Raw genomic sequence first — 23,795 nt, 5'->3', positions numbered from 1 at the left:
TTTATTGATTAACTAGCTGGTTTAAATCAACCAGATTTGCCATTTGTTGATTACCGCGATCATTAGGATGTAAATGATCTCCCGAATCATAAATTGGATTTAATCGGTCTGAATGTTTTGAATCTTTTAAGCCTTGCTCAAGATCAAGTACACCATCAAATGTTTTACTGGTTTTCATCCAGTGGTTAATGCGCTGGCGTAATTCATCTTTATTCGGTTGGTAATAATTATCTAAAGGGGTATTGGGTAAGGCACCTGAAAATGGAAGTAGCGTCGCGCCAATCACTTGAATGCCTTGCTCATGAGCTTCCTTTACAACACGTTTATAACCTTCGGTTAAGGCTTCAAACGACGGTATTTGTTGTTTAGGTGCAAAAGCAGTACCAGGCCATGAAATATCATTAATACCAACTAAAACAATTAAAGTTTTAACACCTGAGTATTGGAACACTTCACTGTTTAAACGTTTTAAAGCACTGTCACCCATACCGTCTGTAAGTAACCGATTCCCTGAAATTCCACTATTAATAACCGCTACTTGATGGGGCGATAAGCGCTTAGCTAAAAAATCAGTCCATCTCGTATTTGCATCTAAAGTTGCAGTTGCGCCGTCGGTAATGGAGTCTCCAATGACTGCAACAACATGTGTTTTATGCTTAGGTTTTACTTCAATAGCCGATAATAATAACCGTGCAGTTGTTGTTTTGGCACTGCTGGGCGTATTTAAGTTCGCGGTCTGATTGCCAGCAATAATCCAACTGGTTTGTTTCGCATCCCAATGAAAAGTTTTAAATGTAGTCGGCTTTTGAATAAAGCTATTTACCATTAACTGCGCATGATCGGGAACTGATAATTGGATTGGATCACTAATCAGTTGTTTGCCAGGTAAAATTTGTGCTTTAAGTTTCCCAGAAAAATAAACAGGATAAGCACTCTTAGCTTTTAGACTTTGTCCTTTGAATATTCCCACAGTTGTTTTATCAATAGATAACGGTTGATTCCCATATTGATTTGTAAAGACAAGCCTAACAGCTTCACCACCTAAACTAATTTGGCTGATTTGTTTGATGGTCTGATTAGATATTTGCTCTGGAATATTGGTCGGGAAAACGAAATCTTTATTCCAGACTTTTTGGGGGCTGGCTGCCCAAGTGGTAATCCATTCGCTCTTTTGTACTTCTGCTTGTGCAAAGCTCGTAAATAAAACGAGAGAGAATAGGGCGGGTTGATAAAGTTTCATCTCGTGAACTCTTTAAAATGAATTAAAGTTATCTTGAAACAAATTGGTGGCTTGTTATAGCGACATAAGCGGAATAAGATTTGTGAATGAAATTCATAAATAGCTTTTGTTATGTCATATTTTGATATTAATCGGTCTGGCGAGTTGGCAATTTTTATTCGAGTGGTTGAGCTTGGGAGTTTCTCTGCCGTTGCAAGAGCTTGTGACATGACGCCGTCTGCGGTCAGTAAGTTAATTTCTCGGTTGGAAAAAAGACTTGGTGTAAGGTTATTGAACCGTTCAACACGCCAGTTTCAGCTTACCAGTGAAGGATGTCAGTTTTATGAGCAAGGCATTCACATACTCAATAACTTAGATGAACTAGAACAATCAGTTACTGCAAATCATATGCCGCAAGGGCGAATTAGAATTCATACTAGTCTTTCATATTGGACGCATTTTTTATTGCCTTGTATTTCGCTATTTAACGAGTGTTATCCACAAATTGAATTAGAGGCTCATTTGAGTGATGAAGTTATTAATTTAGTTGAGCAACGGATTGATGTTGCAATTCGTACAGGGCCTTTAAAAAGCTCAAATTTGGTTGCTCGCTCACTCGGAAGCACGCAGAAACATTACGTCTGTTCACCTGCATATATTGAAAAGTATGGTTGTCCGCAGCACCCAGAAGAGCTTTATGAACACCAGCTTTTAGATGTAAGTTATCAGCGCCAGAATAAAACATGGTTCTTTAAAAGAGACGAGCAAGAAATCACGCTTGCACCTACTAAAGTTCTGAGAGTAAATCATGGAGAAGCAATCTTACAGTTAGCACTTGCAGGTCTTGGCGTTGCACAACTTAATGAATTCCAAGTCCGAAAAGCGCTAGAGCAGAAACTATTGGTTAAAATTCTTGAAGACTGGAATATCAATGCTTCTGAAGAATTTCATGCTGTTTGGATAGGGCATGACAAATATGTCCCTAAACGCGTAAGGGCATTTTTAGATTTCTTGGTAGAGCAGGCAAAGATTAGTTAATTAAGTTTTTTCTGGCACTTAACTGACATTGGTGCATGGTTTCATTCATCGTTTCCACAAAGTGCATATCCGCATCAATATTTTGTAAGCTTACTTTAGGTAAGTTTTCTACAAATTGTGGCGAATAATGTTCTTCTAAAGAGTTATAAATACAATTACATTGTGAAAGTGCGCGTCCTGCCCAAACACAATGTCTGTTAAATTCATTTTTACTGATAGATCTGCAACCTAATAAACTTATAGAACTTATTAATAGGATGCACATTAAAACAATACGATATAAAAAAAACATCATAATTGCTCTTAGTTGGTTGTTGTTATCGTTCGATTTGGTATAGAGATGTTCTAATCTTTAATTGGCGTTAAATCTTGAGATTTTTTCCGTATAAAGATAAAAGTTTGGATAGGTAAAAAGATGGTAGGAATTCTTTAAAAGTGTTTTAAGCTGAACGATAAGATAATAAATTTTAAGAAAAATAAAATGATATAAAATAATAGTCATTAGAGACTCCTTGATAAAAGAAGTTACGCCCAATCACTGCTATTAATTATGGTGGTGAAACGAAAGAGGGTTAGCAGACTGATACCTAAGAAACCAGCACACCCGAAGGTGTCCCACTCCCGTTCCTCCGTCAAAGGCACGAGGGGCTCCACACCAAAAAACGTGTTTTTAGTGCTCTTAGGTAGACGGTCTGCTAAAACCGACTGACAAAATAGGTCAGCCGGAGCATCATAAGCTGAGCATTAAAGCGGGTCAATTGCAAAAATAAAAGATTGGTTTATATAAACAAATATTAATATTTTTAAATTTTTATTAATAAAATAACTGATTATTTGGAATTTAAGCGATTGATTAATTATTATACCTAATCTTAATAATTGAGTTTTAATGTTTATATATCAAATATTTATTAATTGTTAATTTATATATTGTTTGCAATCATTGACTTAATAAAACACGAACTCGGAAAGGATGAATAATTTTACTTTCATGAATATGACAATCTGAATTAATTAGCTAATGCCAAAATTTAATTAAAATATCAATTGCAAGAATGATATTTTTTGATCATTTATTTAATTTTGATTTTTACAAAAGCTTGCATAATCTACAAAAGTTAAGAGAACCACTGCGGTAGGTCAACAGAAGATAATGTTATTCATAAGCTTACATCTTAAGATTAATCAGGGTGATCTCAATGTTAAGAATTTTTTGTGCAGTGAGTATGGTATTTGCAATCGCGATGGGTATGAGTGCTTGCCAAGATCGAAATTCAACAGATGATGATGGAACACATGGCTCTAATGATCCAACCGTTCCCCAACAAATGAATAAAAACTCATAATTATTTCATCTAAGAAAACTCACTTTTACGTGAGTTTTCTTATCGTTATTTTCTATAAAATATGTAACACAATAAAAAAGATAATTTTATAAAAATATTAAATTAATCAATGGATTAAGTTGGTATTGTCTTTTTGATAATTTGCTGTTAATGAATTGTTTTTCTAGTAAATTATAGTTTCAAAAAATTAATAAAATAAACACAACAAGTTACTTATATTCATCCAAAATTCATTTTAGTGATAACAGTTTTATAAAGGTAAGGATATGCCCCAGTACTTAAGAATAGCTGAGAAAATCTATCAAAATGTTAAAGAAAAAAAAGGCTTTACAGATGAGCCTATGGAGGATCTTAACAATTTGATGATTGAACTCAGACATGAGCTTAAGGGGACAAAGCTTAAGCTTTTATACAATTATATTGATTTTGCTGAATTACTGATTAAACCATTACAGGAATCTAAAATTAAAGTGGATTTAAGCCTTATTCCAAAGAGTAAAAATACACAAGAATTTGTGCTGTGGCTTGCAGGTTTTATTGAAAGAATTACTACAGGCGGACAAGAAAAATTACCGCCAATTCAGACTAAAGTTGCTTTATCTGACTACGCCTATGAAGAAATACATTCGTCTCCAGTAAAACCAGTTAATAATGGAGAAGAAATTATTGAATATTTTAAGAAAAAAGAAAGCTAAATAGTAACATATAAAAAAAGAGCTTATTTCCGAGGGCCGATCGAAAATAAGCTCTTAATTTGGACTAAAAGAGAATGTTATATAAATAACTTATCTTCCATTCCATGCATCTTTAATTGCTTGTTTAGCATGTTCCCATTTTAAGCGAGATTCAGCTTTGAGTTCTTCCCATTTTTGTTCCAAACCGCCTTCGACATCTTCAAACTGAGTGCCTTGTTCCGATTCAGCACGTGCACGATGACCTAATTCATAGGCTGTCGAAAAGTCTCGGTCATAATCGAGATCGGGAGTAGTAAGCTGAGCTTCTTGATAATAAGGACGAGTAAGGTAACTTTCGCGCCAATAAGTGTCAGAATAATTATGGTCGCCGGCTGGCAGTCGTGCGTGATCGCTATTTTGATCTGTCATCAGTTTTTCCTCATCTATTATTTAATTTTATGCTTATGGTAAATTTAGGAAGGTGAGGGCACCTTCCTAAATAAAATGAATGACCGCATCAAATGACATTTAAGTCAGCATCGGATTAGCGTTGCTGATTATTGTTATTTGAGTTTTGTTGGCCTGAATCTTTTTGATTCGAGCCTTGTTGTTGGCGGCGATTGTCATTTTGCTGTTGTTGCTGATTGTTTTGTTGCTGTTGATTGCCGTTTGGCTGTTGCTGATTGTTGCGGTTGTCATTTTGCTGTTGTTGTTGCTGTTGATTATCGCGTTGATTGCTTTGATTATTAGTAGTGCTCATCTTTAATTACCTCATATCATTTATGATGTGTGTTTTATCTGAGAGCTTCAGATAGGTTTATTAAAACATGAAAATTTTTAATGTGTAGCCTTCGGGTGTTACCCTATATTTAACTGTAAATTTAAAAATTAAATAAAACATTGATTTCTATAAAATGTAACTTTTATCATTAAACATAATTAATATGAAGATAGATAAAATTACATTTGAGCAAAATGGTGTTAAATAAATGCAATGGTCATTTCTAAATGTGTATATGTTATCTTTTATTAAAATGAATTTATTTTTTATTATCTAATATTATGTATTCTATATCTTTAGAAATGCAATAAATAAGTTGTCTAATTTTAAGACATGGTAGGCCTTTAAATAGTCGTCTAAAGTTGTAAAAATTATTTTTATAATAAATAGAATAAAAAAAGGTGCCTACTGGTTTTTCTTTAGTCTCAGAACCTCCCTTTTTTAAGAGGCCTGTGCAGGCAATATAAAGATCGGCATGTAGGAGTTCTTTGCCTTTTTTGATCATCTCTACAGTGACTTGCATCGACTCCGGTGTATATTTTTCAATAAGTTCTGAAGAGATATGAAGTGTATTTTCTTTGACACGTAAGTCATAGCTGACTAAGCTTCCAATAAGAATATCACCTGAGTAGGGACTTAAAGAGAAGCGATAAGCTAAATAGCCAGCCGAAGCACTTTCAAAAAGTGCAATTTTAATTTTTTCTTGTGCGAGTAACTTGCAACATGAATTAAACATTGGTTTTCTCCTTAAAACTGTTTTTAATTTAGTTATAAGATTATTTTTAATTTATTTTTGTTAAGTTTTTAAACTTTATGATTTTTAAAGTAACTTAAATGTAATTGAAATTTATTATTTATATATTTTTTATAAAAACAGATGTTTAAATAATTCTAAAGGTGAGAATGTAATTTTGTGTTATTTTTTATCCAATTGAAATTTAACACTTTTAAAATTATGAGTTATTTCTTAATAACGTAATATAACAAAGATAGGCTGGGATTATAGTTTAGCTGAAGTATGGTAATTTATATCTCACTAAAGGAGAATAGAAATGCCTGTTGTAGTGAAAGAAAGATTATTAGACTTATTACAAGATAATCAACAAAACTATTACGAATTATTTGTTTTTTTCCTTGATCCTGATATTTCTAGTTTTGAAAAAGAAAAGAAAGCAAGAGATTTTCTTAATAAAGAAATTGATAAAATAGATCAGAAGGAAATTGATTTTCCTGCAACTATAAATACGGTTAAAGAATGGTGTGAAAACGATAATAAACAAAATTGTGAATTATTTCAGACTTACCTAAACCGTAGACAAAACGGGGGGGAGAGAGAGTATTTTAAAAATGTCGGTCAGGCATTCGAATTTTTAATTAAGGTTTCTCCAACTAAAAAAGTAGATGGTGCATGGCTATATAGTTCAGTTCACTACTGGAATGATCCGGTTTTTCATGACCTCATTATTACTTATTTGGAAGAGCTGGGACTAGGTGAGCCGAAAGCAAACCATGTCTGTATCTATGATGACTTGCTACGTAGTCTGGGACTCGATAGTTTTGATCTGCTATTAGAAGATGAATATTATCATAATGCCGTGATTCAGCTGGCGCTTGGTTATGCTCCACCTGAGTTCATTCCTGAAATTGTCGGCTTTAATTTAGGTTATGAGCAACTGCCACTGCATCTACTCATCAGTAATTATGAGCTTGCCGAACTGGGTATTGATTCTAAATATTTTAATTTGCACATTACTATCGATAACATTGATAACGGGCATGCAGATAAAGCAATTAAAGTTATAGAAAATATTTACGATAAATACAGAGATAAAGAACTTTTCTTTAATAAATTGAAGCGTGGTTTTGCGCTTAATGGTCACGGTGTTTCATCTTCAAAAATTATTAAAAATTTAAATCTTGAAGATTTAGTCCTTAAAATTTTAAAAAGAAAAGCGCTCGTGGGTCAGCTCATTCATAACGAAACTAGACAGTTTGGATGTAAAACGATTAACCAATGGTTATCAAATCCAGAAGACGTTAACGGGCTAGTTACACATCTTATTGATCACAAGTGGATTAAATTTAATACCGACCCTGAACAGAGTGTGTTCTGGCGAATGATTAATGAGGAAAATGGAAAAATGTTTGGGGTATTTAACCCTGTAGAACGTCAAATTATTCATGATTGGATTGCTGGTAGTGATCATTCTTCTAACTTCTTGGCCTATAGCAGGGAATTAAAGAATAGCCAGCGTATTCAAGATTATCTCTTTAGCTATATTTCCGATGGCGAACTGGATGCACTCCAAGAGCGTGTTCAGAAATCACATGATCTTGCCATAAAAATATGCAAGCTAACTCCGTTTTTGGCCCCCGATTCACATCATAAAAGCATTGGACTTTGGAGCACACGTAAATACGTCGAACTCCTTTTTCCATATTTAAGTTCCTTTAACAAAACTAACTCTTGAAGTTTTTTAATTCACCCCACGTTTAACTTTAAAAACATAGGTAATGAACATGACTGATAATGTTAAATCAACAAATAAAACAAGTGAAATGGCTGGTGCTGATGCTGCAAATAAAGCCAATACTACCCAAAAAACTGAACAATTAGACTCAGTCAGAGACGATGCAACCAATGAAGCATTAACCACAAACCAAGGTGTTAAAATAGCGGATAATGAGAATAGCTTAAGAGCGGGCATTCGTGGTTCGACGCTATTAGAGGACTTTATTTTAAGAGAGAAGATTACTCATTTTGACCATGAACGTATTCCTGAACGTATTGTGCATGCGCGCGGTGTAGGTGCGCACGGTTACTTTCAAGCTTATGAAGGAAATGAGCGCTTAACAAAAGCGGGATTTTTAACCGATCCAAGCATTCAAACACCAATTTTTGTACGTTTCTCAACAGTGCAGGGACCACGTGGCTCTGCTGACACCGTTCGTGATATTCGTGGTTTTGCGATTAAATTTTATACCCAAGAAGGTAATTTCGATTTAGTCGGCAATAATGCACCAGTGTTTTTTGTACAAGACGGTATTAAGTTTCCAGACTTTGTTCATGCGGTAAAACCTGAACCAGATACAGAAATGCCAACAGGAGCAACTGCCCATGATACTTTCTGGGATTTTGTATCTTTAGTACCTGAGTCAGCTCATGCAGTAATTTGGGCAATGTCGGACCGTGCTATCCCACGTAATCTACGTTCAATTCAAGGCTTTGGCGTTCATACATTCCGTCTTATTAATGCCCAAGGTAAATCACATTTTGTGAAATTTCACTGGACACCAAAACAAGGTTTAAGTGCTTTAGTGTGGGATGAGGCTCAAAAACTTGCAGGTAAAGATCCAGATTTCCATCGTCGAGACCTTTATGAAGCAATTGAGAATGGAGTTTATCCTGAATGGGAATTGGGCGTACAAATTGTCGAAGAAGAAGATGAAATGAACTTTGACTTCGATTTATTAGACCCAACCAAAATTATTCCTGAAGAGTTGGTTCCAGTGACTCCAATCGGCCGATTTGTTTTAAATAGAAATGTAGATAATTTTTTTGCAGAAACAGAGCAGGTGGCTTTCTGTCCGGGACACATCGTACCAGGCATTGATTTCACAAATGATCCACTTCTACAAGCACGCTTATTTTCGTACACCGATACACAGTTAAGTCGTTTGGGTGGACCGAACTTCCATCAAATTCCGATCAATAAACCGGTATGCCCATTCCATAACAATCAACGTGATGGTATCCACCAACATACGATTCACAAAGGGCAGGCTTCATATCAACCAAACTCAATTGATAATGATTGGCCAGCAGAAACGCCACCTGCTGCTTCAAATGGTGGCTTTGAAAGCTATCCTGAACAGATTAGCGGACATAAACTTCGTCAAAGAAGTGAAACCTTCTCCGATCATTTTTCACAACCGCGCCTTTACTACAAGAGTCTTGCGCCTCATGAGCAAAAGCATGTGGTCGATGCCTATACTTTTGAATTAAGTAAAGTGCAAAGAAAACACATCCGTGAGCGCCAAGTTCAACAAATTTTGGCAAATATTGATCTCGACTTAGCTCGACAAGTAGGTGCTAATTTAGGAATTGAAGTTCCTGATTTAACTCTAGATTATAAGAAAACCGCAGTTGAAAAATCGGCTAAATTATCTTTCTTGGCTTTCCCACCAGAAGATATTCAAGGCCGAAAAGTTGCTGTGCTTATTCATAACCTTGTGAAGTCAGATACACTTGAAGCTATTAAAAATTGGGCGATTAAAGAAGGTGCGGTTGTTCATTTACTAGCGCCGAGCTTGGCTCCAGTAAAAGACCATAAAGACAACATTATTGTGGCTGATGGCATGCAGATGGCTGAACCTTCAATTGCTTATGATGCGGTGATTATTCCTGATGGCGATAACTTAAATGCCGTGCTGCAAGATGGCGTAGCGCGCCACTATGTACTCGAAGCTTATAAGCATTTAAAACCAATTGCGTTTTTAGGTAATAAATCTGACTTGCTTGAACCGCTAGGTTTAGTTGCCGATGAGGGTACTTTAGTTGAAGATGAATTCCAGCCTATTGCTGAAAAATTCAAAAAACTGATTATGGCTCATCGTGTTTGGTCACGAGAACAAATAGCCGCTCAGGTACCAGCTTAATAAACAAAAAAAGCCCTGAAAGATTTATCTTTCAGGGCTTTTTTATATCTTAGAGATTAACCATTTACAATTTGACCACCGTTTACATGAATCACCTGACCTGTAATATAACTTGCATCATCTGAGGCAAGGAATAGGTAAGCAGGTGCAACTTCACTTGGTTGTCCCATTCTTCCCATTGGTGTGTCTTTACCAAATTCCTTAACGGTTTCTGCATCGAAACTGCTTGGGATTAATGGGGTCCAGATCGGACCTGGTGCAACACCATTTACCCGAATTCCTTTTTTCTGCTTCATTAAATTGTTCGATAAGCTACGTGTAAAAGTCGTAATCGCACCTTTGGTACTTGCATAATCAATAAGCTCATCATGACCTTGATAGCTGGTAATACTAGTCGTATTAATAATACTGTCGCCTTCTTCCATATAAGGAATAGCTTCTTTAGTAAGATAAAACATTGGAAAAATATTAGTTTTAAATGTCTTTTCTAATTGCTCATTACTAATACTTTCAATTTCCTTTTGTTGATATTGCACGCCAGCATTATTCACTAAAATATTAATTTTTCCATAATGTTGTAGAACTTTATCAATATCGAGTTTTGCAACATCTGGGTCAGAAATATCACCTTTTAATAAAAGACAATGTTGTCCTTCTCTTTCAACGAGTTGTTTAGTGATTTCGGCATCCTCATCTTCTTCAAGATAAAGGATTGCAATATCGGCACCTTCACGGGCAAACAATACTGCGACAGAACGGCCTATACCGCTATCGCCACCACTAATAACGGCAACTTTATCTTTTAACTTATCGCTACCTTTATGAGAACTTTTTATAATTTCAGGTTCAGGATGCATTTTTTCCTGATCGCCTGGTTGATGAGATTGAACTTGTGCAGGTGCGGATGTTGGATACTGATTTGTTGAGTTTTCCATACTTCAAATACCTCAGTTAAATATCTAATTTATAAATAGTGCGCTGTTACTACGTAAATATGAGTAAAATGAATTTTTTAATAAGTTGCCTTTGTTATTTTATTTATAAGGATGTAAAAAAATATTTTATATTTAAAAGTTAAATAATATCCATTAATTTGATTTTGTTCTTATCAATCATACTTTCAATAATAGATCTATTGCCTGTATCTTCTAACCAGTTTTCAATAGGTATATTGTTAGATAAGTCTAAAATTTCTTTAATAATTTTTTTAGCACCTTCAATATTTTGTGTCTCTTTATTATTTTTAATAATGATATTGTCAAGCAATAACTTTATATCTTCTTGCTCTATATTCTTTGACTTAATAATATATAAATCTCTTTGGAAGGGGTGACTCGCATGCGGAGGATCTAATCTATAGCTCCATTCTTGGTCATAATTTTGCCATGAATTCTTAGACTTAATATGGCCGAGTAAAATTTCTGGAATAGAAATATGGATGTATTGTAGTGTTGACTCTTGATCTTCTAATTGCATGGCTAAACTACTCAAATTGCCTTAATAAAAATAGTTTTAAATATTAATATTAATCTCTCAAGTAAATTCCCTTTGAAAATGTAATGATATATATTATTGTTTTTTATTGAAAATAAGTGTTTTGCTCTGTGTTTGTTTAAGTAAGTATGTTTCATTATTTTACTTTTTGTTTATAGTTAATCTGTTTTGTTGTTTGTATAAATATTTTAAATCTGTTTGTAAAAATATATTATAATGTGCAGTTAAGTAATAATAAGTGAGCTAATTATTTAAAAAGTAAAATGTGAGAAAAATTAGAATGTATAAATCTTTATTTAAATAATGAAGTTATAGAATTTTTAATCTTTCATTTTATATACATTTAAATTGATTGATACAGTGCATCGGTAGGAAAATATTATAGATCTTCTATCTTTATTAAATCCGTTAATCAAAAGCGGTAGTGACTATAATTAAATATAGGAAGATATAACTATGGCTAATACTAGATATGAAGATGATGATAACAATAGTACAGGTACTTCAAATCGTGGATTTGCAAGTATGGATCCTGAAAGAGTTAGAGAAATAGCCAGCAAAGGTGGGCGAGCAGCCCATGCCAGTGGTAATGCGCATGAATTTACCTCTGAAGAAGCTCGTGAAGCTGGTCGAGCAGCGCATGCAAGCGGTAATGCACATGAATTTACATCTGAGGAAGCTCGTGAAGCGGGTGCCTTAAGCCATAAAAATGGTGGTCGCGGTCGTAGTCGTGATGATGACGACGATGACGATGATCGCGGTAGCCGTTCAGGTGGCCGAGGACGTGGCCGCAGCCGTGATGACGATGATGATGACGATCGCGGTAGCCGCTCAGGCGGACGAGGCCGTGGTCGTAGCCGTGATGATGACGACGACGACGATGATGACGATCGCGGTAGCCGTTCAGGTGGTCGAGGCCGAGGTCGCAGCCGTGACGACGACGATGATGACGATCGCGGCAGCCGTTCTAGCGGACGAGGCCGTGGCCGCAGCTGTGATGACGACGATGATGACGATCGCGGTAGCCGCTCAGGCGGTCGCGGTCGTAGCCGTGATGACGACGATGATGACGATCGTGGTAGCCGTTCAGGTGGCCGAGGACGTGGCCGTAGCCGTGATGACGACGATGATGACGATCGCGGTAGCCGTTCAGGTGGCCGAGGACGTAGCCGTGATGACGATGATGATGACGATCGCGGTAGCCGTTCAGGTGGTCGAGGCCGAGGTCGCAGCCGTGACGACGACGATGATGACGATCGCGGCAGCCGTTCTAGCGGACGAGGCCGTGGCCGCAGCTGTGATGACGACGATGATGACGATCGCGGTAGCCGCTCAGGCGGTCGCGGTCGTAGCCGTGATGACGACGATGATGACGATCGTGGTAGCCGTTCAGGTGGCCGAGGACGTGGCCGTAGCCGTGATGACGACGATGATGACGATCGCGGTAGCCGTTCAGGTGGCCGAGGACGTAGCCGTGATGACGATGATGATGACGATCGCGGTAGCCGCTCAGGTGGTCGCGGTCGTAGTCGTAGTCGTGATGACGATGATGATGATGATGACGATCGTGGTAGCCGTTCAGGTGGTCGAGGTCGCGGTCGTAGCCGTGATGACGACGATGATGACGATCGTGGTAGCCGTTCAGGTGGCCGAGGACGTGGCCGTAGCCGTGATGACGACGATGATGACGATCGCGGTAGCCGTTCAGGTGGTCGAGGCCGAGGTCGCAGCCGTGACGACGACGATGATGACGATCGCGGCAGCCGTTCTAGCGGACGAGGCCGTGGCCGCAGCCGTGATGACGACGATGATGACGATCGAGGCAGCCGCTCAGGTGGTCGAGGACGCAGTCGTGATGACGATGATGATCGTGGCAGCCGTTCAGGTGGTCGAGGTCGTAACCGTGACGACGACGATTATGACGGTCGTGGACAAAACTCTCGTAATCAAAAACGTGATGCTTCTGGACGTTTTACGTCTTAAGCATAATGTTTTAAAAACGAAGGAGGCTTTTGCCTCTTTCGTTTTTTAATTTATTTACTTTACTGTGGGAGCAGTTGTAGTCCTTTTACAATATCAATGTATTCAGAACCGTTTAACCAAAAAGATTTTTTTAAAAATAGCGTCGTCATAATACTTTCGGCTGCTTCGCTATCCGGATTTTCACAGAATAATCCGTAGCTTTCACCTAAAACCGCATCATTTTCAATTAGGCGGATATAGTAAGCATGTTGCTCATTTGCATAACCTAAAACCGCATCACGTTGATTTTTCATTTTGCATGTCTCCATACCAAAAAACTGAATTTAACCAGAATGTTAAGTGTTCAGAATCTCATTTGATAAAAATCAAAAAACAGTCAGCAATAATGACTATCTCGAAATAGGTTTTGATTTTCTTCAAATTGCCATTTTGGTTAAAACATCCCTGTTAAAAGCAAAATGGATTAAAATCTGATCATGAGATTTATTGTTATGCAAAAAAAATATTTCGTCAACTTGAAAATGTAACTTTTTCAAGTTACATTGTTTGTGTAGGATTTGAACAGTGAAAAGGGAGGCAATATGCCAAAGAAAAAAGAGTTCGAGCATGGCGGTGTACGAGAAAATGCCGGACGTAAAGCACAGTTCAATGAACCCACCAAAGTCATTCGTGTTCCCGAGTCTCAAGTTAACTTTATCAAAAATTGGTTACTGAATAATGTCAAAACCAATAATTTAACCGACTTTAACTCAAAACTTAATGTTCAACAGGTTCACCCGAATAACGATAAAATTTACCACATTCCTTTAGCAACAGAACGTGTTGCGGCAGGTTTTCCTTCACCTGCACAAGATGATATTGAGCAAGCACTCGATTTAAATGAATATTTAATTAGAAATGAAAATGCCACGTTTATTGTCAAAGCCAATTCTTTATCCATGCTAGATGCTGGAATTGATATTAATGATCCGCTTATTGTGGACCGTAGTATTTCCGCTAAATCGGGTGATATTGTGATTGCACTCATCGACAATGATTTCACTGTTAAGCGCTTAATGATTGATAGTCAATTTCAGCCACCTAAAGTTTGGCTAAAAGCTGAAAATCCTGATTATGAGAATATTTATATTGAAGAGGGGCAAGAACTGGTGATTTGGGGAGTGGTGACTTATAACCTCAAACGAATGAGATAAATTTTTCTTATATTTTACTATTCAAGTTACTGACCCGAAAAGTGAGTCAGTAACTTTTTCCTGAATGATTTTTAAATTTGCCCAATCAATAAACATGTTGCGATAACAACCATCAAACCACCTGAAAAACGGCCGACTAACTGTGCTGCTTGTGGTCTGGTTTTCAAAATAGCCTCTGAACCATAACCCACCATTAAGTAAATAATTGCGCAGCTAATCATGTGTACAACACCAAAGGCAAGAATTTGTGTTGTCACTGACCATGAAGCAGTAGTATCAATAAACTGAGGAAGCAGCGCTAAAAAGAGTAAAAAAACTTTCGGGTTTAATCCACTCACGTAAACGCCTTTGGTTGCCCAGCTCAACCATGACTGAGCTTTTTCAGAACCAGACTGATTTGGAGTAGGAGGGGTAAGTAATAAGTTTATTCCCATCCATAACAAATAAGCAGAACCTGCAATTGTTAGGATCATGAGTGCAGTTGGATTATTTGCTACCAGTAGACCAACACCAGCCGCTACCAATAAAATCGTAACAAAGTGTCCAAATAGCATACCTGCGACAGCGGGTACGACGACTTTGCCTTTAATCCCTGCCGAAATGGCATAGGCCCAGTCTGCCCCTGGCGTAATAATAAAAAGAATGGAGACACTCCAAAATGTAATAAAAATGTTAAAAGCCATATGCTTATCTCGGCAAACTATTTTTCAAAGGTTTCGCTCGTGGTTTAGAAAAAATCCCTATTTATTCGAGCTTGTTGAAAATAATATGCTCATGTATTTAGAATGTGCTTTTAAATGTTTGCTCATATCACACTCATTTGGGGTAAATTTTTCTAAATGGATCGCACAGATAAAAAGATTCTTGCTGAATTGCAATTAAATGGCCGATTATCTATCACTGAGTTGGCAGAAAAAGTAGGTTTGAGCATTTCACCTTGTCATAGACGAGTGAAGGCTTTAGAAGAGTCGGGAGCCATCAAAGGCTATCGGGCAGAACTCGACCCAAACTTAGTGGGATTTGAATTTTCAGCGATTGTTTTTATTACGCTTAAAGAAGGTGATAAACAGGCAGTCGAGAAGTTTGAAAATGCCGTGATAGACATCCCGCAAATTATTCAAGCGCAGCGTTTGTTTGGTGAGCCAGATTACTTGTTGCATGTGGTCGCTAAAGATTTACCGGCTTTTCAGCGTTTGTATGATGAAAAATTATCTGCTATTCCAAGTGTGCAACGACTCATCTCAACCATTGTGATGAAAGATGTAGTGCCTGAACGCTTATTTCCGATTGGCTAAGAATAATCAGATATAAAAAAAGAAGCTTTAAAGCTTCTTTTTTAGTTTCGATAGTATTTACGCGTCGAGTGTTTTACACAAAGAACAGATCGTGCCGTTATGTTTGTGAGAGAACATAATATCTGGACGCTCATAGCCTTGTTCACATACGCGGCAGTGGTAAACCGTTGCAACTGGTGTACCTTCAGCATCGTAACGTGGTTCTTTAATACCGTCATCATGTGACTTGATGTAGTATTTTCCTTTGGTTAATAAGCCCATGATTGGAGTTAAGACAAAAGCAAGCACAAGTGCGATAAGCGGTGAGTAAGGCGCCAAGAAACTACCAAGTAAGCCGAAGAATGCTGCAATTGATAGGCCTGCTGATACAAGGAATGCAACCATACCGACAGGGTTTACGTTGTAGAGCATGTCACGGCGATATTCAGGTTCTTTAGGTGAAAGTTTTAAAACATATTTGTTGATTGAAATGTCTGTTGCAACAACCACAACCCATGCAATCGCAAAGTTTGAATAGAACCCTAAGATTTTACCTAGTACCGCAAACATGTTGCCTTCCATTAAAGCAAGCGCAATTGCCAAGTTCACCATCACAAAGACAATACGACCCGGATAATGTTTGCTAATACGAGTGTAGGCACTTGTCCATGCAAGGGAACCAGAGTAAGCATTGGTCACATTAATTTTAATTTGAGAAATAACCACCAAAATCACTGCAAGTGTTAAAGCTGCCCAGCCCGGAAGCATGTCATGAAACGCTGCATTAAACTGTTGAACAGGTTCAGTGCTGTTTACGCCCGGTATTTTAGTGAGTAAATAGAATCCTAAAAATGCCCCAATAATTTGTTTAATTGCCCCTAAAATCACCCAACCCGGACCCGCTGAAATAACCGCTGCCCACCATGCTTTGCTATTTTCTTTTGTTTTAGCAGGCATGAAGCGTAGGTAGTCAATTTGCTCACCAATTTGCATGATTAGCGATAAACAAATACCAGCACCTAACATGATTGCTGCCATGTCTACGGTTGCAAAACCTTCTTTACCTGTAAAAGTAGCAAATTGGCTGACTAAGGTTGGTTCTTGATAAATCAGGTAGGCCACAGGACCAATCATCAGAATGAGCCAAAGTGGGGTAGTCCAGACTTGTAATTTACTCAAGGCTTTCATGCCGTAAATGACGAGTGGAATGACCATAACGGTTGAGATGAGGTAACCAGCCCAAAGCGGAATGCCTAAACCAAGCAATAACCCTTGTGCCATGATTGAGCCTTCAAGGGCAAAGAAAATAAATGTGAAACTGGCGAAAATGATACTAGTAAGAACCGAACCGATGTAACCGAAGCCTGCGCCGCGGGTAATCAAGTCAAGGTCGATGTTATAGCGCGCTGCGTAGTAAGCTAAAGGAATGCCAGTTAAGAAGATAATAATCGCTGCAAATAAAATGGAGAAAACAGCATTGGTTGTTCCGTAAGACATACCAATACTGGCACCAATAGAAAAGTCAGCAAGATAGGCAATACCACCAAGTGCAGTAATAGCGACAACTTTGGGACTCCAGCGCCGAAAGCTGTGTGGAGCATAACGTAAAGTATAATCTTCTAAGGTTTCATTCACTGCTTTTTGTGAATCTGTACCTTGCACAGTGTCCAGATTTGGATGTTCAGATACACTCATAACATCAACCTCCCAATCATTTTCGGTCAATCAACACAAATATTGATCATTGTTTTTTGATGTTTTTGAGTGTGTGATTTTTGGGAAAAATTGAAAATACGTTATTTTGCGTATATGTGCGTATTCGAGAAAATCGCCATGATAAATGACTTTTGGCATAAGGATTGCTGGGTTTAATGCAGCCCCATCCAAAACATGAGTGTTATGCCAGATTCTTCACGCCCCCAACAAGCGCCACAACGTGTGATCAAAACACGCCGTGAATATAATATTTGGGTGGCCGATGAAAGTATCGAAGATTATGCGCTCCGCTATGCACCTACCTCTGTACGTAAATGGTCACCTTGGACTGTTACCAATACCGCAATTTCGACTGTTAGTTTTCTGGCGATGGAAGCCATTGGGGCAACCATGCTTTGGCAGTACGGCTTTAGCAATGCAGTCTGGGCAGCAATTGTCGTATGTACCATCATATTTTTAACCAGTTGGCCGATTAGTTACTACGCCGCAAAATATAATGTAGACGTCGATTTGCTTACTCGTGGTGCAGGTTTTGGCTATATTGGCTCGACCATTACTTCTCTAATTTATGCCAGCTTTACCTTTATTTTGCTTGCGTTTGAAGCCGCAATTATGGCGATGGCACTTGAACTGGCTTTAGGTATTCCGCAAGTTATTGGTTACTTAATTTCTGCCTTAGTGATTTTGCCTTTAGTGGTCAAAGGCATTGGTTTTATTAACAAAGTTCAGGCGATCACACAACCAATCTGGCTCTTATTACTGTTATTACCATGGTTTTTTGTACTTTGGAAACAGCCACAAATTTTAAGTAGTAGCTTGCATTTTGTTGGGGCAGTTTCAAACTCAACCGATTTTAACCTGTATTACTTTGGTGCAGCGTGCACTCTTATTTTTTCTTTTGTGATCCAAATTGGGGAGCAGGCCGACTATTTACGTTTTTTACCCCAACAAGAAAAGAACAGAACTGCATGGCGTTTTGCCGTTTTTTTAGGTGGACCATCTTGGATTATTTTCGGTTTTCTAAAAGTTTTGATGGGCATGCTGCTGATGGTATTGGCTTTTCAGCTGTTTATTCCTGTCTCTGAACTAGACAATCCGACATATTTGTATTGGGTTGCCTATCAACAATTTATTCCAAATCCTCAGCTTGCTTTAATATTGACTCTAGCACTGGTTTGCTTGGCGCAAATTAAAATTAATATGACCAATGCCTACGCTGGCTCATTGGCATGGTCAAACTTTTTTGCCCGTTTAACTCATAGTCATCCGGGACGAATTGTCTGGCTTCTTTTTAACGTTTTTATTGCCATTGTTTTGATGGAAATGGGAATTAGCCATGCGGTTGAACGCATTTTGGGATTATATAGCAATATTGCTTTGGCATGGATTGGTGCCGTTGTTGCCGATTTAATTATCTGTAAACCTTTAGGTTTAAGCCCAAAGGGAATTGAATTTCGCCGTGCTTATTTATATGACATTAACCCCGTAGGTGTGGGTGCTTTACTGATTGCCTCAGTGCTATCGATGCTTAGCTATTTGGGCTTTTTTGGACTCATGGCAAAAGGATTGGCGAGTTTCATTGCTCTAGGAAGTGCGGTGTTATGTGTTCCTATTATTGCTTACTTAACCAAAGGCAAATATTACATCGCACGCCAGCCTGAAAAAATTCAGGCGACTTCGGTTGCTAACTGTGTGGTATGTGAAAGGGACTATGAACTTGCCGATATGGCGGGCTGTCCAGCCTATAACGGTACGATTTGCTCTCTATGCTGTTCACTTGAAGCACGCTGCCACGATTTATGTAAACCTGATGCACGTTGGTCAGTACAACTTAAAAAAGCCATCTGGCACTATTTACCTGAACGCTGGGCGAGCCGTTTAAATAGCAGGGTTAGTTTGTATCTATTGTTGACTCTAGGGTTGTCTATTGTTTTGGCAGTGAGTTTAAGTCTGGTTTATATTCAAGAAAAAACCTATTTAGAAACAATCAATGCCGCAGCCGTTCCTCAGTTATTTACGCTGTTTGTGAAAATCTACACCATTTTATTTCTATTGATGAGTGTTGCTGCTTGGTGGCTCGTATTAAACGATGAAAGCCGTCGTAATGCTGAAATCGAAACGCATCAGCAAACAGCATTATTGATTGATGAAATTGCTGCCCATGAAGTCACTTCAAAAGACCTGCAAGATGCCAGAATTTCAGCAGAGCGAGCAAATGATGCAAAAAGCCGTTATGTCATTGGCATTAGCCACGAACTAAGAACACCTCTAAATAGTATTTTGGGCTATAGCCAATTACTTCAAAAACAAGAGCAGCTTTCAGAACAAGGCAAAATGGCGCTCGGTGTGATTAGCCGTAGTGGGCAGCATCTGACTTCACTGATTGACGGTTTACTAGATTTAGCACGAATTGAAACAGGTAAAATTTCTTTAAATGTGGTGGATGTTCATTTCCCAAATTTTATAGAACAGATTATTCAAATGTTTCAGCCACAGTTTGAACAGAAGAATTTACAGTTTATTTATGAAATTGGAGAGAACCTGCCGCACTATGTTCGTACCGACAAAAAACGCTTAGAGCAAGTGCTCATCAATTTACTGGGCAATGCTTTAAAGTTTACGACGAGCGGCACAATTACCTTGAAGGTCGAGTATCGTTTTCAAACGGCTTATTTTGAAATTAGAGATACGGGCTGTGGTATTGCCGAGGCAGATTTAGAGCGAATCTTTAACCCGTTTGAACGGGGCAGTAATGTGGTTCAAGGCGGATTTACCGGAACAGGACTCGGGCTACCCATTGTCAAATTATTGGTCGATTTACTGGGTGGCCAGCTATCTGTGACTAGTCAACTCAATCAGGGTTCACAATTTAAGATTAAGTTTTATTTACCTTCAAAAGAAGTAGTTCATCCGATTTCTAATGTTTACTCCAACCAAATTACAGGCTATCAAGGCGAACGAAAACGAATTTTGGTTGTCGATAATGAAGCGGTGGACCGAGGTTTAGTCGCTAATTTTCTAAAACCGTTAGGATTTATTATTGAAGAAGCCGAGTCGGGCATTGACTGTTTAAGACGTGTACCTATTTTTCAGCCTAACCTGATTTTGATGGATTTAAATATGCCTTTGATGGGCGGCTGGGAAACAGCGCGATTATTACGTCAGAATAATATTACCAATGTGCCGATCTTAATTATTTCAGCCAATGCAGGCGAGCGCGAAGTCAATCCACAAGATGCGGTCTTAAGTGAAGACTTTATGCTAAAACCAATCGACCTCAATTTGTTGCTGAGTAAAATTGGAGACAAGTTAGGTTTGATATGGATCGATTCCAAATCAGATGCAAACCTTGAAAATAATGAAGTTCAAGCATTGGATGTAAAAGTGTTTAAGCAAGAGCAAGCTACTGTTCATACGCCAATCCAACAACCGGAAAATAATGATCTGCTCGATTTAACTCAAAGCTTGCAGCAATTAAATGATTTAATTGGACAGGGGTACATTCGTGGAATTCAACAGAGTTTAACGCAATGCCGTCAAAATTTTCCAGAGCATAACGAGTTATGGGAACAGCTTGAACAGGCTATTCAAAAGTTTGATTTAAAACACGCGCAACGATTAATTCAGGATAAGCAATGAGTACGCAACATGTTTCTTTTCAGCAAGCTTCGCCAAATGAGCAGGCTGTTATTCTGATTGTGGATGATGTGCCGGAAAATTTAGGCTTGCTACATGAAAGTCTGGATCAGGCAGGTTATCGCGTGCTTGTCACAACTGATGGGTTAAGTGCAATTGAAATAGCTCATCGATGCTTACCAGATATGATTTTGCTCGATGGCAATATGCCACATATGGACGGTTTTGAAAGTTGCATACAGCTTAAAGCAAGTCCAATTACGCAGTTTATTCCCGTCATTTTTATGACAGGTTTGTCTGAGACAGAACATATTGTGCGTGGTTTTCAGGTCGGTGGGGTAGACTATGTAACCAAACCTCTGAATATTGAAGAAGTATTAGCAAGGGTAAAAACACATTTGGCACATGCCAAACTATTGCAGCAACAAAAACAGGTGATTGATGCAACGGAAACAGCCATTCTTGCGCTAGATGTTCACGGTAAAATTGTTTGGAAAACCCAAAAAGCCAGTGATTTACTGAATCAATATTTACCTGAGTTAGAGGGCTTTGAAGCAGGCTTAAAAGCTTGGTTTTCAGACTTAGAGCAAGAAAAAGACCCCAAAAAATTAACAAGCTGTTCTTATTCAACACCATCTCAGCAATTACAGCTTTTATTGCTTACACCGTGGGAAACTGAACCAAGCGTGGCAAAAAATTATCTGATACAGATTAAGACTTCTACGCCGGCTTTGGAAATGGCTGATATTTTGAAATATTGCCCACAGTTGACTCAACGTGAGGCCGAAGTCATGCACTGGCTGTTGTTAGGCAAAACCAATAAAGATATTGCAGAAATTTTGGAGCTGAGCCCACGGACGGTGAACAAGCATTTAGAGCATGTTTTTGAAAAACTTTGCGTTGAAAACCGAACTGCTGCTGTGGCTCACATTAATAGTCTGGTACAAGAGTTTCATTAAAGTTAATTAAAAAGCTAGAGGCCCGTATTGAGCCTCTATCATCTGTATTACTTCAAGTTTTGTTTAAAGAAACTGGTTAATTTATTAAATGGAATGAGATCGACCCGATCATATAAATCAACATGTCCAGCGCCTTTAACGTAGTAAAGCTCTTTAGGTTGGCCTGCGAGTTTATAAGCTTCCTCACTAAACTCTTTTGAATGGGCCTGATCACCTGTAATAAATAGCATCGGACGTGGTGAAATCGTTTCAATGTCGTTAAATGGGTAGAAGTTTAAAAATTTGACATTACTTGTCAGTGTCGGATGCGTTGTGAGGTCTTTTGATGAACTTTTCGGCGTATATTCTCCGCGTGGGGTGCGATAAAAGTCATAAAATTCACGTTGAATAGGGTGTGTATCTGCTGTTAGCTCATGCGTAGTTCCGCTGGTATATTTGGTTTCACCACCTTTAAATTCAACGTAACGCTGTGCAGCGGCTTCTGCAATAATTTGCTTTCTCTGCTCTAGGGTTTGTGAGTGACGTAAGCCATTGCGATTTGCTGCGCCCATATCATACATGCTGACAGTTGCTATCGCTTTCATACGCGGATCAATTTTTGCTGCACTAATGACAAAACTCCCACTTCCACAAATACCTAATACACCAATGTTATTACGGTCAATGAAGGATTGTGTTCCCAAATAATCTACAGCGGCACTAAACGCTTCTGCATAAATGTCTGGTGCCACCACATTTCTTGGTTGGCCCGCGCTTTCACCCCAAAATGATTGATCAATTGCTAAGGTCACAAAACCTTGTTCAGCCAGTTTTTGTGCATAAAGCATAGAGCTTTGCTCTTTTACAGCACCCATAGGGTGACCAATTACAATTGCAGAGGCTTTAGTTTTTTTATTCAGTTTTTTGGGAATAACCAGATTGCCGACAATATCCATGTTGTATTGATTTTTAAAAGTCACTTTTTGAATAGTCACTTGCTGACTTTGATAAAAGTTATTCGCACCATTAGACATATCGGCCGCCATAGCTGAAGTTGAAGAAAATAGACCAATAGTTGCTGCACAAATTGCAGCCGCCGTATGGGTTTTAAGCTTTTTAAATAAGGGAGATGTACTCATAAATACCTCAATTTAAACAATGTGAATGGGTGAGTAGGTGCATGCTTATTTGATTTGTGAAATTGAAATTTTGATGGGTTGTTTTTGCTTGAATGCTTGGGGAATAGCATCTAGTTTTCCAAGAAAAATGAGGCCATTGGCATAACCAACATGAGAATCTTTATAGAAAAAAGCTAGATTACCCCAAGGAGCATAATAGGTAAGATCACCTGCTTTTCCGGCATATCCATGAGGCGCGTTTTGTGTAGTTAGCTTGGTGGGTAGATCAGCTATTTTTTCAGTAGAGTCATAATCTTTAAGGATTAATGTCAAAGGAAGCTGTTTGGCAAAATCTTCAACAGTAGGTGACATGGCTAATGTGGCAAATAGCGGTTGCTGTGCTCCATCTATATCAATACGGATTTTCATCATCGATCCCCTTTGTTGATTTTTACCTTGAGGCTTTATTGCATAAGAAGCGGAGGTCACTGAGAACAAAACACATAGGCTGACTAAGCCTTTAAAAAACTTATAACTAGCCATATCAACTCACCTCGCTTCTTTAAGAAAAAGCACATAAATGCAATGAAGCTATTTATTCTTTAACGTAAAGATATGAGTGGAATTTATTAATTTTTTACAATAATAAAATGACTCATAATAATCGCCTCAGTTTATTTAAATCTTCATATTTACTGCTTGATATGGATTTTAACGAATCTTCTT

22 protein-coding genes are annotated in these 23,795 nt (G+C 38.2%); 10 read left to right on the top strand and 12 right to left on the bottom strand.

The genetic code is table 11. From position 1 onward, the window contains the following. Position 1: 1 nt before the first annotated feature. Positions 2–1,240 (bottom strand): SGNH/GDSL hydrolase family protein, encoded by a 1,239-nt coding sequence (locus K6I41_RS11390; protein WP_199987172.1) that lies wholly within the window; start codon positions 1,238–1,240, stop codon positions 2–4. 111 nt (positions 1,241–1,351) lie between these two features. Here K6I41_RS11390 and K6I41_RS11385 point away from each other — a divergent pair, with 111 nt between their 5' ends. Beyond that, positions 1,352–2,257: a LysR family transcriptional regulator gene (locus K6I41_RS11385; protein ID WP_250374325.1), complete on the top strand. Its 906-nt coding sequence runs from the start codon at positions 1,352–1,354 to the stop codon at positions 2,255–2,257. Here the strand turns inward: K6I41_RS11385 and K6I41_RS11380 are convergent. Further along, on the bottom strand, positions 2,250–2,552 hold the full coding sequence (locus K6I41_RS11380) for a hypothetical protein (RefSeq protein WP_004793054.1): 303 nt from the start codon (positions 2,550–2,552) through the stop codon (positions 2,250–2,252). The genes K6I41_RS11385 and K6I41_RS11380 overlap by 8 nt on opposite strands. Positions 2,553–3,456: 904 nt before the next feature. On the opposite strand from K6I41_RS11380, the gene K6I41_RS11375 reads away from it, so the two are divergent. Continuing rightward, on the top strand, positions 3,457–3,603 hold the full coding sequence (locus tag K6I41_RS11375) for a hypothetical protein (RefSeq protein ID WP_032052225.1): 147 nt from the start codon (positions 3,457–3,459) through the stop codon (positions 3,601–3,603). Positions 3,604–3,869: 266 nt separating this feature from the next. Beyond that, positions 3,870–4,298, top strand: a complete 429-nt coding sequence (locus tag K6I41_RS11370) for a hypothetical protein (protein ID WP_250374324.1) — start codon at positions 3,870–3,872, stop codon at positions 4,296–4,298. 90 nt (positions 4,299–4,388) lie between these two features. Here the strand turns inward: K6I41_RS11370 and K6I41_RS11365 are convergent, their stop codons facing one another. From K6I41_RS11365 to K6I41_RS11355, 3 genes are all read right to left on the bottom strand, one after another. Next, complete coding sequence (locus K6I41_RS11365) at positions 4,389–4,706, bottom strand: hypothetical protein (RefSeq protein ID WP_004793048.1); 318 nt, start codon at positions 4,704–4,706, stop codon at positions 4,389–4,391. Between the two features lie 115 nt (positions 4,707–4,821). Then, positions 4,822–5,037: a hypothetical protein gene (locus K6I41_RS11360; protein WP_005304252.1), complete on the bottom strand. Its 216-nt coding sequence runs from the start codon at positions 5,035–5,037 to the stop codon at positions 4,822–4,824. Between the two features lie 280 nt (positions 5,038–5,317). Further along, entirely contained in the window at positions 5,318–5,794 is a 477-nt protein-coding gene (locus K6I41_RS11355; RefSeq protein WP_005304255.1) for a CinA family protein, read from the bottom strand. A gap of 316 nt (positions 5,795–6,110) precedes the next feature. Here K6I41_RS11355 and K6I41_RS11350 point away from each other — a divergent pair, with 316 nt between their 5' ends. Further along, positions 6,111–7,529: an iron-containing redox enzyme family protein gene (locus K6I41_RS11350; RefSeq protein ID WP_250374323.1), complete on the top strand. Its 1,419-nt coding sequence runs from the start codon at positions 6,111–6,113 to the stop codon at positions 7,527–7,529. Between the two features lie 43 nt (positions 7,530–7,572). Next, positions 7,573–9,717: a catalase HPII gene (gene katE / locus K6I41_RS11345; protein ID WP_107880195.1), complete on the top strand. Its 2,145-nt coding sequence runs from the start codon at positions 7,573–7,575 to the stop codon at positions 9,715–9,717. A 56-nt stretch (positions 9,718–9,773) separates the two neighbouring features. Here katE and K6I41_RS11340 read toward each other — a convergent pair whose 3' ends face one another. Both K6I41_RS11340 and K6I41_RS11335 read right to left on the bottom strand, forming a co-directional pair. Continuing rightward, positions 9,774–10,652: an SDR family oxidoreductase gene (locus K6I41_RS11340; RefSeq protein WP_005304264.1), complete on the bottom strand. Its 879-nt coding sequence runs from the start codon at positions 10,650–10,652 to the stop codon at positions 9,774–9,776. A gap of 139 nt (positions 10,653–10,791) precedes the next feature. Further along, positions 10,792–11,193, bottom strand: a complete 402-nt coding sequence (locus K6I41_RS11335; protein ID WP_250374322.1) for a DUF6367 family protein — start codon at positions 11,191–11,193, stop codon at positions 10,792–10,794. 474 nt (positions 11,194–11,667) lie between these two features. On the opposite strand from K6I41_RS11335, the gene K6I41_RS19170 reads away from it, so the two are divergent. Further along, positions 11,668–13,194, top strand: a complete 1,527-nt coding sequence (locus tag K6I41_RS19170) for a KGG domain-containing protein (RefSeq protein ID WP_284453892.1) — start codon at positions 11,668–11,670, stop codon at positions 13,192–13,194. A gap of 59 nt (positions 13,195–13,253) precedes the next feature. Here K6I41_RS19170 and K6I41_RS11320 read toward each other — a convergent pair whose 3' ends face one another. Continuing rightward, positions 13,254–13,487: a hypothetical protein gene (locus K6I41_RS11320; RefSeq protein ID WP_004793031.1), complete on the bottom strand. Its 234-nt coding sequence runs from the start codon at positions 13,485–13,487 to the stop codon at positions 13,254–13,256. A gap of 288 nt (positions 13,488–13,775) precedes the next feature. Here K6I41_RS11320 and K6I41_RS11315 point away from each other — a divergent pair, with 288 nt between their 5' ends. Beyond that, positions 13,776–14,387: a LexA family protein gene (locus tag K6I41_RS11315; RefSeq protein ID WP_250374321.1), complete on the top strand. Its 612-nt coding sequence runs from the start codon at positions 13,776–13,778 to the stop codon at positions 14,385–14,387. A 71-nt stretch (positions 14,388–14,458) separates the two neighbouring features. On the opposite strand, the gene K6I41_RS11310 is transcribed toward K6I41_RS11315, so the two are convergent. Continuing rightward, entirely contained in the window at positions 14,459–15,070 is a 612-nt protein-coding gene (locus K6I41_RS11310; RefSeq protein ID WP_250374320.1) for a LysE family translocator, read from the bottom strand. Between the two features lie 156 nt (positions 15,071–15,226). On the opposite strand from K6I41_RS11310, the gene K6I41_RS11305 reads away from it, so the two are divergent. After that, the gene (locus K6I41_RS11305; protein ID WP_000376211.1) at positions 15,227–15,682 is read left to right on the top strand and encodes an Lrp/AsnC family transcriptional regulator; all 456 of its coding nucleotides are present in this window, start codon (positions 15,227–15,229) and stop codon (positions 15,680–15,682) included. A gap of 57 nt (positions 15,683–15,739) precedes the next feature. On the opposite strand, the gene K6I41_RS11300 is transcribed toward K6I41_RS11305, so the two are convergent. Next, positions 15,740–17,356, bottom strand: coding sequence for a purine-cytosine permease family protein (locus K6I41_RS11300; protein ID WP_013198207.1), 1,617 nt, complete (start codon positions 17,354–17,356; stop codon positions 15,740–15,742). Positions 17,357–17,551: 195 nt separating this feature from the next. Between K6I41_RS11300 and K6I41_RS11295 the strand changes: the two genes are divergently transcribed. Both K6I41_RS11295 and K6I41_RS11290 read left to right on the top strand, forming a co-directional pair. Then, positions 17,552–21,016 carry a hybrid sensor histidine kinase/response regulator gene (locus tag K6I41_RS11295; protein WP_250374319.1) on the top strand — a complete coding sequence of 1,155 codons (3,465 nt, stop codon included), beginning with the start codon at positions 17,552–17,554 and terminating at the stop codon, positions 21,014–21,016. Then, positions 21,013–21,972, top strand: coding sequence for a response regulator transcription factor (locus K6I41_RS11290; RefSeq protein ID WP_017392948.1), 960 nt, complete (start codon positions 21,013–21,015; stop codon positions 21,970–21,972). The genes K6I41_RS11295 and K6I41_RS11290 overlap by 4 nt, the downstream gene beginning before the upstream one ends. A gap of 47 nt (positions 21,973–22,019) precedes the next feature. Here K6I41_RS11290 and K6I41_RS11285 read toward each other — a convergent pair whose 3' ends face one another. Both K6I41_RS11285 and K6I41_RS11280 read right to left on the bottom strand, forming a co-directional pair. Next, complete coding sequence (locus tag K6I41_RS11285) at positions 22,020–23,090, bottom strand: alpha/beta hydrolase (protein WP_250374318.1); 1,071 nt, start codon at positions 23,088–23,090, stop codon at positions 22,020–22,022. A 45-nt stretch (positions 23,091–23,135) separates the two neighbouring features. Then, positions 23,136–23,612, bottom strand: a complete 477-nt coding sequence (locus tag K6I41_RS11280; RefSeq protein WP_101663623.1) for a cyclophilin-like fold protein — start codon at positions 23,610–23,612, stop codon at positions 23,136–23,138. Positions 23,613–23,795: the final 183 nt, after the last annotated feature.

Origin of the sequence: Acinetobacter sp. AS23 (genome assembly GCF_023612055.1) — a bacterium.
Lineage (GTDB): Bacteria > Pseudomonadota > Gammaproteobacteria > Pseudomonadales > Moraxellaceae > Acinetobacter > Acinetobacter oleivorans.
Note: the sequence above shows the minus strand (reverse complement) of the source record. Positions and strands in the feature narration are given on the sequence as shown.